Here is a 13,682-nt window from a genome sequence, read left to right on the forward strand (position 1 = left end):
AAAGCCGCCTCCGCCTGCCTGCCGGCTTAGAGCCGGCGGATGGCGCGCACTTCGACGCTGACGGGGTCTTCCGGACGCGACGACTCCAGCTTCGCGCAGGCGCTGCCCGTGAACGTCACGCCGGCCGCGCCCAGCGACCAGGTGTCGGGGCCCGCGAGCGTACGCTCGCCATCGATGTAGACGACGATGAGCTTGTCGTTCAGGTCCTCGCCATTCGAGGAGGGCAGCTGGCTGGGGTCGAGCTTGATGAAGCAGGGGTCAATGGCCGCGAGCTCCTCGCTGATGGCCTTCAGCGCGGACGCCAGCTCCTCCCGGTTGGCCGCCTGGTAGAAGGCGCGGTTGCAGAAGCCGGTGCTCTGGTTGCAGGTGTCGCCCGCGCCGCAGTCCAGATCCACCTTGCAGTCCCGCGCGAAGCCCCCCGCGAGCGCCATCTCGTTGAGCACCGCGGGGCCGTCACCCGAGGACGTCTCCGCGCCGAAGCCGATGACGATGGTCTTGATGCCGTTGTTCTTGAGCGCCACCACCTCCTGCACGGAGGCGTTCTTGTCGAGGCAACCCCGCTTGTAATAAGCGCCCCCCGGCGTCGACGTGCACTGCGTCGCCGACGCGAGCGTGCAGCGGCACTCCGGCATGCCGCCGTTGTACTCGTTGAACTCGTTGCAGTTGGGCAGACCGTCGGTGAGCAGGATGACGATCTGATCGCGGTCCTGGGAGTTGGGCGTCAGGAGCGTGCCCGCGAACTTCAGGCTTCCGCTTGTCGGCGTACCGCCCCTGGGCCGGTTCGCTCCTCCATTGGGGATGGCCTGCAGCTTCGCATTGACCTGGAGCGCGTACTCCTGGAGGGCGTCGTCCGTATCCAGGTCGATCGGGATGACCGCGCGGACGCTCTCACCCGTCGTGGCGGCCGCACACGACTGGGCCACGGTCGGCGACTCCGTGGTGATGGGCGCCGGATAGGTCGTCAGGCCGAAGCGGACCAGCTTGCCGCTCTCCGAGAGGAAGGGGCCCATGGCGCCCTGGAGCTCCGACCAGCGCGTGGGGCACTTCGACGTGTCGCAGGGATACTGCTCCGCGCAGGTCAAGGTACGGCCCAGTTCGTCCTTGGTGTCGCACGCACGCTGACCGTTGACGATCAGGTCCTTGTTCACCGGCTCCGTCATCGAGCCGGAGGTGTCCACCAACAGCATGACGTCCGGCTTGCTCTTGCGAGCGGTGATCACCGACTCCACGGTCGTCTGGGCGATCGCGAGCGGATCCACCGGCTCGAAGTCATAGGTCTGACAGCCGGCCATCACGGCAACACCGAGGATGCCGGCCAGCAGTGCGCTCAGGGGGGTCGACTTGGCGCGCATAGGCTTGAGGATTTCCTTCCAGGGGGGAACAACGGACTGCGAATGCCGCAGCGTAACGCGTGGACGCCCACCGAGGCTACAGCGACTCGCGGCAGGCAGGTTCCATTCAGGTAATGCTGCCAAGTTGCAACGTCAGGCGATCCCTGGGGGTGGGTTCGTTTGCCCTGTCGGACATCCCCCTCCTGCTGGAGGGTGGGGACCGGCCCGGCAGCCCGCTCACAGCGTGAGGACGCGGGCGCCGTCGGTCAGCCGCCAGATGGAGGCCAGGCCCATGACGTCGTCCAGCGTGCCGTGAAGTTCCTGGGGCGAGAAGCCACAGATGCGGACCGTGGTGTCGCAGGCCACGAGCTTCGCGCCCAGGGCGCGGGCCTCCTCCAGCATGCGGGCCGGAGTGGGGACGTTGAGCCCTTCGGCCCGGGCCGCCTCGGTGCGCTCGCGCTCGCTGTGCGCCAGGCCGAAGCCGCCCCGGACCAGCTGGCGCAGGGCCTCGAAGGCGAAGACGAAGTAGACGTCGTCCCCCATCGCGGCGGCGGTGATGCCCATGGAGGCCGCCTGATAGGCGGGCTCATACGTGGCGTGTTGGAGGAAGAAGAAGACGCGTCCGGCCATGGTGGTCCGACCTTAGCGTTATCGAGTCCGGACCGGCAGCCGTCGTATAACAGGGCTCCCCTTCCCCACCGGGAGCCCCGCATGCCGAGCCAGCCGTCCCGCCCCCGCGGTGTTCGTCCCTCGCCGGTCCCGTCCCGTCACGCCACGCCACGGTGGATGGTCCTGGCCGGTCTCGCCGTGCTCGCGGGCGCGGGGCCCGTGTCCGAAGCGGCTCCGGTCCACGCGGCCACCGCGGCGGTCCAGGCTTCCGCTCCCACGGCCCCGAGCGCCGTCGCTCCCGGGCCGCTGCGCACGGAGGCGCTGGGGTTGCTCGCGCAACCGACCGTGGCGCCGGAGGCGGCGTGGCGCAGGCTGGGGCCGGAGGTCGTGCCCGTGCTCGCGGCGCTGGCGGAGGACATGAGCGTCCCGGACGCGCAGCGGATGCGGGCCGTGACGGCGCTGGCGCGCGTGGAGTCCCCGCAGGCGGGACCGACGCTCCAGGCGATGCTGGAGGACCCGCACCGCCGTTCGGATGTCCGCTCGCAGGCCGCCGCCGCGCTGGGCCAGCGCCTGGGGTTCGAGGCCGTGAAGGCGCTGCAGGCCCGGCTGGAGGACCGCGACCTGCGGATCCGCGAGGCCGTGGCCCAGGCGCTTGGCCGGCTGGGCGGTCAGCAGGTGCGCGAGGTGCTGGAAGAGCGGCTTCCCCTGGAGGATGTCCCCCAGGTGCGTGAAGCGCTCCAGCAGGGGCTCACGCTGGCGGAGCCCTGAGCCGGGTGCCGGGCATGGCGGGGGCAGCCGCCCTGGTGGACTGCTCGGGGCTCGCGTCGGGCGGGGCCTTCCGTTAGATGGGAGGCCATGCGCCCCACCGTCCTTCTCTTCGACATCGATGGCACCCTCGTCACCACCGGCGGCGCCGGTCGCCGCGCCATGGGACTGGCCTTCGAGCAGCTCCACCGGCGGCGTGACGCGTGCGACGGCTTCAGCATGTCCGGCATGACGGACCGGGCGATCGTCCGAAAGGCCCTGGGCATCATCGGCCAGCCCGACACCGAGGACGCCATCAGCGCGGTCATCGACGCGTACGTCGCCCACCTGGGCCTGGAAGTCCCCAAGGTCGATGCGCGCGAGTACCGGCTGCACCCGGGCATGCGGGAAGCCGTGCTGGAGGCGCGCTCGCGGACGGGCTTCGCGGTGGGCCTGGGCACCGGCAACGTGCGCGCGGGCGCCAAGGTGAAGCTGGACCGCGTGAACATCCACGACCAGTTCGCCTTCGGCGGCTTCGGCTGCGACTTCGAGGACCGCGTGGCCCTCATCCGGCACGGCGCGCAGGCCGGGGCGGCGCGGCTGGGAGCGCCCCTGGAGGCGTGCCGGGTGGTGATCATCGGGGACACGCCCAAGGACGTCGCGGCCGCCAAGGGCATTGGCGCGGAGACGATTGGCGTGGGCACGGGCAACTTCACGCCCCAGGCGCTGCTCGACGCCGGCGCCGAGTGGGCCTTCGCGGACTTCTCCGCCCCTGGCGCCATGGAGGCCCTGCTCGTCGGACGGTGAAGGTGTGGTATCTCCGCCGCCCCTCCGAGGAGTCGTCCACGCATGTCGTCCACGCTCGAATCCTATGAGCTGATCCGCTTCGCCGAAGCCTTCGAGGCCCGACTCGCCACGGCGGAGGAGATGGTCGTCGGCAGGCCGGGGCTGGAGGCCGAGAAGCAGTGGCTGGCCTCCGCGCTGGAGCGCCTGCGCGAGGCCCGGGAGCCCGCGGGCGGCCTGCTGGAACAGGTGAAGGACCTGCCCGAGCTCGACGAGGCCCGCGAGGAGTTCTCGTTCGATCAGCAGGGCCGCTGGGTCGATGCGCTGGAGAAGCTGCACGCCGGCATCACCTTCACCGCCAGCAGCCGCGCGCCCGTCATCGAGGCCCTCTTCCCGCACCTCAAGTTCCCGCAGCTGCGCCGGGCGCCCGTGGAGCTGGTCAACGAGTACGCCACGTCGTACGAGCGGCGGCTCAAGAGCGCCTACGTCACCCGCATCTTCTCCCGCGATGACTTCGCCATGGTCCGCCCCGTCGTGGATCAGGTCGCCGCGACGTTCGCCGCGTGGACCGCGAGCCTGTCCCCCACCCCGCTGCCCCCGGATCAGGAGGCCGCCCTGCGCGAGGCGCTGGTGGCGCTGGGACGACGCCTGGACGTGGCGCTGCGGCAGGGGCGCCTGCTCGCGGAGGCCGCGCTGGTTCCCGTGCCCGGGGTCTTCGAGGCCGCGGGCCTCACCCTCAAGCCCCGGAAGCGCGCGGGCAAGTCGCTCGCGCTCTCCGCCGAGGAAGGCGCTTCGGACCTCTTCGGTGAGGAGGGCGACTCCGGCCAGGAGGACTCGTTCGACGGTGCCGAGGCTGCGGAGCCTTCCGGGGACGACTCGATGGAGGCGGCTCCCGACGACGTGGCGGGCCCGGAGTCCCTGGAGGAGGCCGCTGGCGTGGAGCCCTCTCCGGCTCGCAAGGGCCGGGATGATGCCGACCAGGAGGCTGGTGGCGTCGAGGCTTCGGAGCGCGGCTCCGAGGAGGTCCTCGCTGCTCCGGAACCTGTCGCCTCGGAGCCCCCTGTCGCGGCGCGTCCCCGGCGGGGCCGGCCTCCGAAGAACGCGGCCCCGGCTGCCGAGCCCGCGCAGGTGGACGCGGCACCGGACGCTTCGGCTTCCGGTGCTCCGGAGGCCGTGCGTCCCAAGCGTCGCAAGAAGACCGACCCGTCCGAGGCTGGCACGCCTTGAGACCCGACGCGCGGTGAGTCCCCCGCCGTGAAGAGGAACCCGGACATGGCGGACGTCGCCCTTCCCATCGATCCCCTCCTGCCCGACATCGTCTCCACGCTCCGGAGCTCGCGGTCGCTCGTGCTGGAGGCGCCCCCTGGCGCGGGCAAGACGACCCGCGTTCCCCGCGCGCTGCTGGAGGCGGGGCTGGGCGCGGGCAAGGAGATCGTCGTCCTCCAGCCCCGGCGGCTGCCCACCCGGCTCGCCGCGCAGCGCGTGTCCGAGGAGATTGGCGAGCGCGTGGGCGAGACCGTCGGCTACCAGGTCCGCTTCGAGGACGTCCGCGGTCCCAAGACGCGCATGTCCTTCGTCACCGAGGGCGTGCTCGGACGCCGCCTGCTCACCGACCCCACCCTGCGCGACGTGGGCATCGTCGTGCTCGACGAGTTCCATGAGCGGCACCTGTCCGCGGACATCTCGCTCGCGCTCCTGCGGCGGCTGCAGGAGACGGCCCGCCCCGACCTCAAGCTCGTGGTGATGTCCGCGACGCTGGAGGCCGAGCCCGTCCGCGCGTACCTGGGCGGCGCCCCCTCCCTGCGCTCCGAGGGCCGCCGCTTCGACGTCAGCGTCGAGTACCTGTCCACCCCGGATGAGCGGCACCTGGATCAGCAGGTGCTCTCCGCGCTCAAGCGCCTGTTCACCCAGGGCGTCGACGGCGACGTGCTCGTGTTCCTTCCCGGTGCCGGGGAGATCCGCCGCGCGCGCGACACCTGCGCGGAGTTCGCCGAGCGCCACGACGCGGACGTGCTCCCGCTCCACGGCGACCTCTCTCCCGCCGAGCAGGACCGCGCCGTGCGCCGCAGCTCGCGCCGGAAGATCATCCTGTCCACCAACGTGGCGGAGACGTCCGTCACCATCGACGGCGTCGCGGTCGTCATCGACAGCGGGCTGGCCCGCGTGGCGTCCCACTCGCCGTGGTCCGGACTGCCGCAGCTCAAGCTGGGCAAGGTGAGCCGTGCCTCCGCCGTCCAGCGCGCCGGCCGCGCGGGCCGCACCCGGGCCGGGCACTGCGTGCGCCTCTACACCCAGCACGACTTCGACGGGCGGCCTGATCAGGAAGCCCCGGAAATCCGCCGCACCGACCTGGCCGAGACGGTGCTCTCCCTGCGCGCGTCGGGCGTGAAGGACCTGACCGCGTTCCCGTTCTTCGAGCCGCCCCCCGCTCCCGCCCTGGAGGCCGCGGAGACGCTGCTGCGCCGGCTGGGCGCGGTGGACGCGAAGGGCCAGGTGACGGACGTGGGCCAGCGGCTCCTGCGCTTCCCCGTCCACCCGAGACAGGCCCGCGTCATCGTCGAGGGCGAGCGCCGGGGCGTGGGCGCGGATGCCGCCGTGCTCGCGGCCCTCATGGGCGAGCGGGACATCCGCCGCGAGGCCCGCGCCAACCTGGGCGGAGGGGGCCGTGCGTCCGCGCTCGTCAGCGGCCCGTCCGACCTGCTGGAGCTCCTGGAGCGCTTCCGCGAGGCCGGCCGTTCCGGCTTCGCGTCCGGCCGCATGCAGTCCCTGTCGCTGGACTCGGGCGCGGTGCAGTCCGTGGAGCGCGTGCAGAAGCAGCTGCGCCGCACGGTGCGCGAACAGGGCTCACGTCCCGGCCGCCCCGAGGACGTGGAGCAGGCCCTGATGCTCAGCGTGCTCGCGGGCTACCCGGACCGCGTGGCCCGCAGGCGGCGGCCCCGCTCCCCCGAGCTGCTCATGTTCGGCGGCGGTACCACCAGCCTGTCCGAGTTCAGCGTCGTCCAGGACGCGGAGCTGATGGTCGCCGTGGACGCCGAGGAGCGCCCCGGGCGCGGCGCCGTCGTGCGGCTCGCCAGCGCCGTGGAGGCCGAGTGGCTGCTGGACCTCTACCCGGACGCGCTGGAGGAGGTGGACACCCTCCAGTGGAACCCGGACTCGCGCCGCGTGGAGCGCCTCACCCGGCTGGCCTACGGCAACCTCATGCTGGAGGAGACGCGCACGCCCGCGCCACCGTCCGAGGAGGCCGCGCGCGTGCTGGCCGAGGCGGCGCTGGCCGCGGGCCCGGAGCGCTTCGCGGAGCCCGAGGCGCTGGAGCAGTGGCGCACGCGCGTGGAGCTGCTCGGCAAGGCGTTCCCGGAGGCGGGCTTCCCCACCGTGGACGCGGCCTTCATGCGCGACGCGCTGGCGTCCCTGTGCGTGGGCGCGCGCAGCTTCTCCGACCTGGAGGGCGTGTCGTTGCTGGATGCGCTCTACGCGCGCCTCACCTCCGAGCAGCAGCGCCTGCTGGCGAACCACGCCCCGGAGCGCGTCACCCTGCCCGGCGGGCGCGGCGTGAAGGTGCACTACGAGCCCAACAAGCCACCCTGGGTGGAGTCACGGCTGCAGGACTTCTTCGGGATGGCGCAGGGGCCCAGCGTGGGCGCGGGCCGCGTGCCGCTGGTGCTGCACCTGCTGGCCCCCAACATGCGCGCCGTGCAGGTGACGACCGACCTGGCGGGCTTCTGGGAGCGGCACTACCCGGCGATCCGCAAGGAGCTGTGCCGCAAGTACCCGCGGCACTCGTGGCCCGAGGATCCGCGCCACGCCGAGCCGCCCGCGCCCCGTCCTCCGAGGCGCTGAAAAGACGGCGGCGGGACTACAGCCGCTTGTGCATCTCCAGGTGGTCGATGCCGGCCTCGTCGAAGACGGCGCCGACGGGCTGGTAGCCGTGCTTCTTGTAGAAGTCGAGCGCGTAGAGCTGGGCGTGCAGCATGATGCCCGTCACGTTGCGGCGGCGCGCCTCCTCCTCCAGCGTCGTGAGGAGCAGCGAGCCCACGCGGGCCTTGCGGTGCGACTGGAGCACCGCCATGCGGCCAATCTGGCCCCACGTCCCGCTCTGCCCGGCGGGCGGCTCCGGCAGCTTCACCAGGCGGCCCGTGCCGATGGCGTGGCCCCCCTGGTAGGCGAGCACGTGGTAGGCGTGGGCGTCCTCGGCGTCGCGCTCGATGCCCTCGGGCACGTGCTGTTCCTCGATGAACACCACCTCGCGGATGGCGAGGGCCTGCATGAGCTCCGCCTCGTCCTTGATGTGGGCGATGGTGACGGGTGCAGGGGAGGTCTCGGGGGGCGTCGGCATGGCTGCGGGCAAGGTACACAAAAGGCCGCGCCGCCAACAGGCGGAAAAAACCACCCACCTTCCGGTCCGGCGCGCCTCCACGCGGCCGGTCCGTCCCCTGCCCCCTGGCCTCGGATGGGCCTGTCGCGAAAGCCCCGCCGCATCGGGTCATCTGGTTGCAATTGCCCTCCCACGTCGGGCGGTATCGGAGACCTCCACGCAGCGCGTGGGCGAGGCCGCTCGGAGGAGGATCGCCCCGGGGAGGGCATGGTAGGGTTCGGGCGATGCGTACCCGTGCCCTTTTCGCTCTGTCCGTGGGCCTGCTGTCGACGCCCGCGCTCGCCCAGAAGGAGTTCTTTTTTGGAACGGGAGAGCCGCCCGTGTTCCGCGAAGCGGACATGGACAAGCGGTTCCTCCGCTCCCGCGTCAATCAGGCCCTGGTCCAGGGGACGAGCGACGCGAACTGCGCCCAGCTCGTGGGGGCGCTGCTCACCATCGTGGGCGAGTCCGCGCCGTATCTGCACAAGCGCGACGAGAACTTCTACCTGGACCCGGTGTTGATCCAGGCGCTGGGCACGCAGCTGTCCACGCCGCGCTTCCCGGCCAACATGTTCCTGGTGTCGATGATGCGCCGGGTGCTCATCGACAAGCGGCTGCCTCCGGAGTGGATGCAGACGGCGGTGGCGCTCGCGCCGTACTACCCGCCGCTCGACCTGAGCAAGCTGCGCTTCATCGCGGATGGCGTGAAGCCCGTGGACAGCTTCTTCTTCACGCTACCCGCGATCCTGGAGCGCTACGACGTGGAGGTCCTCAAGGCCAACGCCATGGCGGCAAGCGTGGCGGACGCGAAGTTCCGCGACGACTACCTCGACAAGGAGGTGGCGTTCGCGGGGCTGGAGTTCATCGACGCGAAGCTGGAGAAGCCCAAGAAGCGCAGCAAGAAGGGGCCTCCGCCCGAGCCGCCCGCGCTGGTGGCCCGGCTCGTCTACTACCTGCCGGATCCGGGCAACGACGGCCTGCTGTCGGGGCTGACCTACGGCAAGCCCAAGGTGCGGCCCGCGGTGAACATCACGGCGCGGCTGAAGGAGGACCAGTACACGGCGCTGACGCAGCTGCCGAAGGGCTCGCGCGTGCTCCTGCGCGGCCGCTTCTGGGAGTACCGCAAGCAGCTCAAGGACCTGGAGGTGCGCGACGCGTACCTGTTCCAGGACCGGGACTGGGCGCAGAACCCCGCGCTCGCGGATCCGAACGCCGTGGCGGCCTGTCCGCTCGCGTTCAACGACCTGACGGGCACCGCGCCCGTGCAGCCGGGCGGCTTCGGCGGCAAGCGCTAGAAGCGCGCCGTCCCGCGTCCCGCACGCCCCATCCGGGGGGCGGCACCCTCGCCGTGCCGCCTCCTTCGCGCCCTCCTCCCGGGAGCGCGCCCCGCCTGACTGGCACGGCCGCTGCTCATGCCCGCGCATCCCTTTCGCGCGAGGCATGCCATGAAGGTCGAAGGTCAGGACGCTCCTTCCGGACCCGAGAAGGTCCCACCGGAGAAGGACGCGTTCCAGCAGGTCCTCCAGCGGACCTCGGGACGGTCAAACACCCCACCCCGTCCCGGTGTCCGCCGCGAGCCTGTGGCGCCGGGGCTCCCCCCCAAGCCCGGGCCCCTGCGTCCTCCCGGTGGCCCCGGGCTGGGGCTGGCGACGCGCGCCACACCAGCGCTTCCCGGTGTCCGAGCGTCGGGGGCCGTCCTCTCGACGACGCGCAGTGCGCTGGGAAGTCCGGAGACGCTCCGGCAGGCCCGGCAGGGCATGCACGTGGAGGCGCAGCGGCTGGGGACGGTGCGCCAGGAGGCGCTCACGGAGGGCGGGACGCAGGCTTCGCACCGCGCGTCGGAGTTGCTGGCCCGCGAGGTGGAGCGCTCGTTCCGCGCCGAGCCCCGTCCGGCGCCGCCTCCCCTCCCCGCTCCCACGCGTGATGACCGTTCCCCGGAGGGCCCGTCGCGAGCCTCCGCCGTCGAAGGTCCTCGCGCGGCGAGCGGATCCGCGGAAGGCGCCGGACCGGCCAGTCCCCCCGTCGCGCAGGTCGAGTCCACCCTGGCGCTCATCGAGAAGATCGAGGTCTTCGTGAAGTCACAGCGGCCGGCGCTGGGCCTGAGCCTGCGCGGGCCGCTGGAGGCCACCGTGGAGGTGGAGCGCACGGGGCCTCGTGAGGTGGCGCTGCGCATCCAGGGCCGGCACGGGCCCGTCCCCACCGAGGACGTGGCGCGGCTGCGCGATGCGCTGGAGGCCCGGGGCCTGCGGCTCAGCGTCCTCCAGGCGGGGTGAAGGTCCGGCGATGCCCCCTGCCCGTCCGCCGCCACGAACGACGAAGGCCCTCACGCCAGGGGGCGCGAGGGCCTTCACCACGACGGGCACGCCCGGACGCGGCCCGCGATTACTTCCCGGGCGCGGTGTTCAGCTCCGCGCGCTTGCCCTTCTTGTCCTTGTACTCCTCGGCCTCGGGCAGCGCGGCCTTCTTCTCCGCGATGTTGGGCCACTTGGCGGAGAAGTCCGTGTTGAGCTTCTTGTACTCCGACCACTCCGAGGGCAGCTCGGTCTCGGGGAAGATCGCCTTGGTCGGGCAGACGGGCTCGCAAGCGCCGCAGTCGATGCACTCGTCCGGGTGGATCACGAGGAAGTTCGCCCCCTCGTAGAAGCAGTTGACCGGGCACACCTCGACACAGTCGGTGTACTTGCACTTGATGCAAGGCTCGGCGACGACGTAGGCCATGTAGATCTCTCCTCTGTGCGGTATTCCGCGCGTCCGTGGCCGCGCACAGTAGATGGTTGCGGCCAGGGTTGGCACCCAGAATCTAGGGCCTGCCCCGGCCTCGTTCCCCGGTCAGCCCAGCAAGCCCTGCGCCCGCAGCAGCTCCGCGACGAGGATGGCGCCCTTGGCGGCCCCCATCTTGGTGTTGTGGGAGACGAGGACGTACTTGAAGCCGTTCTCCAGGACACCGTCCTCGCGGATGCGGCCCACCGTGGTGGCCATGCCGCCGTGGGTGTCCCGGTCCATGCGGGGCTGGGGGCGGAACGGGTCGTCCAGCACTTCAATCCACCGGGGCGGAGCGGACGGCAGGTCCTTCGCCACCTGGGCGCCCTGCCATTCACGCATCGTCTGGGTGACCTCCGCCACGCTGGCCTTCTTCCCGAGCGACACGAAGACGGACTCGGTGTGGCCCTCCAGGACGGCGACCCGGGTGCAGGTGCAGGAGACGCGCACGTCGTGCGGGGTGAGCGCCGCGCCCGCGGGGTTGAGCGCCCCGAGGATCTTCTTCGTCTCCACCTCGACCTTGTGCTCCTCCTTGGGGATGTAGGGCACGACGTTGTCGAGGATGTCCAGGCCGATGACGCCCGGGGAGCGCCCGGCGCCGGACATGGCCTGGAGGCTGGTCATCAGCACGGCCTTCACGCCGAAGCGCTCGGCCAGGGGGGCCAGCGTCACGGCCAGGCCGGTGGTGGTGCAGTTGGGGATGGGGACGATGAAGCCCTTCCACCCGCGCTGCCGGCGCTGCTCGTTGATGAGCGGGGCGTGGGCGGCGTTGACGGGGGGGATGAGCAGGGGCACGTCCGCGTCGTAGCGGAAGGCGCTCGCGGCGGAGAACACCGGGATGTCCCGGGCCAGGCGCGGCTCCAGCTCCCGCGCGACGTCCGCCTCCACGGCGGAGAAGGCGATGTCGTAGTCCTTCGCCTGGACGGCGTCGCCGCTGACCACGGTCATGCGGGCAATGGCCTCCGGCAGCGGCTCCGGGACGAACCAGGCCAGCATGCCGTTGGAGGCGCGCAGGGCGTCCGCGTACGTTTTTCCGGCGGAGCGGGGCGAGGCGGCGAGCCCGGTGAGCTCGATGAACGGGTGGTCCTTCAGGGCAGCGATGAACTGCTGACCCGCGAGTCCGGTGGCGCCAATGAGCACGGCGCGAAGCTTGGCCATCGTGGGGAGTCTCCGGTGGGGGCGACAGGGCGCTCCTTACACCGTTTCACGACGCGCTGCATCCGCCGCTCAACGGTGGGCGTGGGAGGAGGCGCGCGCGTGGCGTTCCGTGGGGTAGCCCCCCGTCACCCATGCGTGAAGTCCGCCGGCGAGGCATACGGCATTGCGCCCCCTCAGGCGCAACACGCGGCACACGCGGCGGATGTCCGCGCAGTCCTGGGTGGTGCCGCACAGGACGATGAGCTCGTCGTCCGGCAGCATCCCCAGGTCCCGGGCAATCTCCGACGCCGTCATGCGCAGCGCGCCGGGGATGTGGATCTCGAACCGCTCCCAGTCCATCGCGTCACGGCAATCCAGGACGAGGACGTCCTCGTCCCCCAGACGCATGAACAACTCATCGCAAATGATGGTGGGCTCCACCGGGACCTCCCCGAGGCGACAGGCTCCATCGAACATGAACCGGAGGGGTTTTTCCCCTCTTCCCGCTCGCCTGCCCGCCTGCTTCAGGGAGGTCCCCGGGGCTCAGAGCCCCAGCTGCTTGGCGATGATCTCGTTCATCACCTCACTGGTGCCGCCGCCGATGGGGCCCAGCCGCGCGTCGCGCCAGTGACGCTGGATGTCGTACTCCATCATGTAGCCGGCGCCGCCGTGGAGCTGGAGGCACTCGTCGGCCACGCGGCAGCACGTCTCCGTCGCGACCTTCTTGGCCATGGAGGTCTGCGCGACGGCGTACTCCCCGGCCACGTGCAGGCGCAGCGCGTGGTAGGTGAGCTGGCGCGCGCACTCGCGGGCCGTGTAGAGGTCCGCCAGCTTGTGGCGCACCACCTGGAAGCCGGCCAGCGTCTGCCCGAAGGCGCGGCGCTGCTTCACGTGCTCGAGCGCCGTCTCCAGCATGTCGTCCATGGCGCCCACCGCGCCCAGCGCGAGCGACAGGCGCTCCCACTGGAAGTTGCCCATGATCTGCGAGAAGCCCTGGTTCTCCACGCCCAGCAGGTTCTCCGCCGGGACGCGGCAGTCCTCGAAGAAGAGCTCCGCCGTGTCGGACGCGCGCCAGCCCACCTTCTGGAGCTTGCGGCCCACGCTGAAGCCGGGCGTGCCCCGCTCCACCACCAGCATGGACAGGCCCTTGTGGCCGCGCGACGGGTCGGTCTTCACCGCCAGCACCACGAAGTCCGCCCGCACCCCGTTGGTGATGTACGTCTTGGAGCCGTTGACGACGTAGTGGTCGCCGTCGCGGCGGGCGGTGGTGCGCAGCCCCGCCACGTCCGAGCCGGCGTCCGGTTCGGTGATGCCCAGGGCGCCCACCTTCTCCCCCCGGATGGCGGGGGCCAGCCAGCGCTGCTTCTGGGCCTCCGTGCCGAACAGGTGCACGGGCCCGGTGGCGATGGTGAACTGCCCTCCCAGCCCCGCGGCCACGCCGCCGGAGCCACAGCGGCCCAGCTCCTCCAGGAGCACCGCCTCGTACAGCTCCCCGGCGGCCGTCCCCCCGTAGGCCTCCGGGTACTTCAGGCCCAGGAACCCCAGCTCGCCAAAGCGGGTGAACAGCTCCCGGGGGAACTCCTCGCGGGCCTCCCACTCGGCCGCGAAGGGGCGCAGCTCCTTGTCCACCACCGCCCGGACGGTACGGCGGAAGGCTTCGTGCTCCTCCTGGAAGACCCCATGGCCCTGCAGCATCGTGTGCTCCCTCGCTCGGTGGTGTCCGACACCCGCGCCGCATGGTATCGGGACGAGAAGCGGGCCTGGATGTTGTTGCTTCCTTGACCGGCTCCCAAGGGCCTGCGTATAAACCCGGCCCCAATCGCTTCCGGCGCCATAGCCAAGTGGTAAGGCAAAGGTCTGCAAAACCTTCATTCCCCGGTTCGAATCCGGGTGGCGCCTCAAAGAAAAGGCCCGATGCGGAGCTTCCGCATCGGGCCTTCTGTTTTTCCCGGGGTGATTGCCCGGGG

General features: G+C 71.5%; 13 protein-coding genes and 1 tRNA gene. 7 read left to right on the plus strand and 7 right to left on the minus strand.

Annotated elements, in window-relative coordinates; translation table 11 throughout:
- Positions 1–26: 26 nt before the first annotated feature.
- Entirely contained in the window at positions 27–1,352 is a 1,326-nt protein-coding gene (gene cglB, locus NR792_RS11735) for an adventurous gliding motility lipoprotein CglB (protein WP_375760138.1), read from the minus strand.
- 216 nt (positions 1,353–1,568) lie between these two features.
- Complete coding sequence (locus NR792_RS11740; protein ID WP_207057464.1) at positions 1,569–1,961, minus strand: DsrE family protein; 393 nt, start codon at positions 1,959–1,961, stop codon at positions 1,569–1,571.
- A 156-nt stretch (positions 1,962–2,117) separates the two neighbouring features.
- Between NR792_RS11740 and NR792_RS11745 the strand changes: the two genes are divergently transcribed.
- From NR792_RS11745 to hrpB, 4 genes are all read left to right on the plus strand, one after another.
- On the plus strand, positions 2,118–2,708 hold the full coding sequence (locus NR792_RS11745; RefSeq protein ID WP_375760139.1) for a HEAT repeat domain-containing protein: 591 nt from the start codon (positions 2,118–2,120) through the stop codon (positions 2,706–2,708).
- A gap of 87 nt (positions 2,709–2,795) precedes the next feature.
- Entirely contained in the window at positions 2,796–3,491 is a 696-nt protein-coding gene (locus tag NR792_RS11750; protein ID WP_375760140.1) for an HAD family hydrolase, read from the plus strand.
- Positions 3,492–3,533: 42 nt separating this feature from the next.
- Positions 3,534–4,694: a hypothetical protein gene (locus NR792_RS11755; protein WP_375760141.1), complete on the plus strand. Its 1,161-nt coding sequence runs from the start codon at positions 3,534–3,536 to the stop codon at positions 4,692–4,694.
- A gap of 45 nt (positions 4,695–4,739) precedes the next feature.
- The gene (hrpB, locus tag NR792_RS11760) at positions 4,740–7,304 is read left to right on the plus strand and encodes an ATP-dependent helicase HrpB (RefSeq protein ID WP_375760142.1); all 2,565 of its coding nucleotides are present in this window, start codon (positions 4,740–4,742) and stop codon (positions 7,302–7,304) included.
- A 16-nt stretch (positions 7,305–7,320) separates the two neighbouring features.
- Here the strand turns inward: hrpB and NR792_RS11765 are convergent, their stop codons facing one another.
- Positions 7,321–7,800 carry a GNAT family N-acetyltransferase gene (locus NR792_RS11765; protein WP_375760143.1) on the minus strand — a complete coding sequence of 160 codons (480 nt, stop codon included), beginning with the start codon at positions 7,798–7,800 and terminating at the stop codon, positions 7,321–7,323.
- Between the two features lie 263 nt (positions 7,801–8,063).
- Here NR792_RS11765 and NR792_RS11770 point away from each other — a divergent pair, with 263 nt between their 5' ends.
- Both NR792_RS11770 and NR792_RS11775 read left to right on the plus strand, forming a co-directional pair.
- Complete coding sequence (locus NR792_RS11770; protein ID WP_375760144.1) at positions 8,064–9,113, plus strand: hypothetical protein; 1,050 nt, start codon at positions 8,064–8,066, stop codon at positions 9,111–9,113.
- 462 nt (positions 9,114–9,575) lie between these two features.
- Positions 9,576–10,091, plus strand: a complete 516-nt coding sequence (locus NR792_RS11775) for a hypothetical protein (protein ID WP_375760145.1) — start codon at positions 9,576–9,578, stop codon at positions 10,089–10,091.
- 109 nt (positions 10,092–10,200) lie between these two features.
- On the opposite strand, the gene fdxA is transcribed toward NR792_RS11775, so the two are convergent.
- From fdxA to NR792_RS11795, 4 genes are all read right to left on the minus strand, one after another.
- Positions 10,201–10,536: a ferredoxin FdxA gene (gene fdxA, locus NR792_RS11780; RefSeq protein WP_120530736.1), complete on the minus strand. Its 336-nt coding sequence runs from the start codon at positions 10,534–10,536 to the stop codon at positions 10,201–10,203.
- A gap of 111 nt (positions 10,537–10,647) precedes the next feature.
- Positions 10,648–11,736, minus strand: coding sequence for an aspartate-semialdehyde dehydrogenase (asd, locus tag NR792_RS11785; RefSeq protein ID WP_375760146.1), 1,089 nt, complete (start codon positions 11,734–11,736; stop codon positions 10,648–10,650).
- A 69-nt stretch (positions 11,737–11,805) separates the two neighbouring features.
- On the minus strand, positions 11,806–12,156 hold the full coding sequence (locus tag NR792_RS11790; protein ID WP_375760147.1) for a rhodanese-like domain-containing protein: 351 nt from the start codon (positions 12,154–12,156) through the stop codon (positions 11,806–11,808).
- Positions 12,157–12,258: 102 nt separating this feature from the next.
- Positions 12,259–13,410, minus strand: a complete 1,152-nt coding sequence (locus NR792_RS11795; RefSeq protein ID WP_120525835.1) for an acyl-CoA dehydrogenase family protein — start codon at positions 13,408–13,410, stop codon at positions 12,259–12,261.
- 132 nt (positions 13,411–13,542) lie between these two features.
- Between NR792_RS11795 and NR792_RS11800 the strand changes: the two genes are divergently transcribed.
- Positions 13,543–13,614, plus strand: a tRNA-Cys gene (locus NR792_RS11800).
- The last annotated feature ends 68 nt before the right edge of the window (positions 13,615–13,682 follow it).

This window comes from Corallococcus exercitus, assembly GCF_042231735.1.
Lineage (GTDB): Bacteria > Myxococcota > Myxococcia > Myxococcales > Myxococcaceae > Corallococcus > Corallococcus exercitus_B.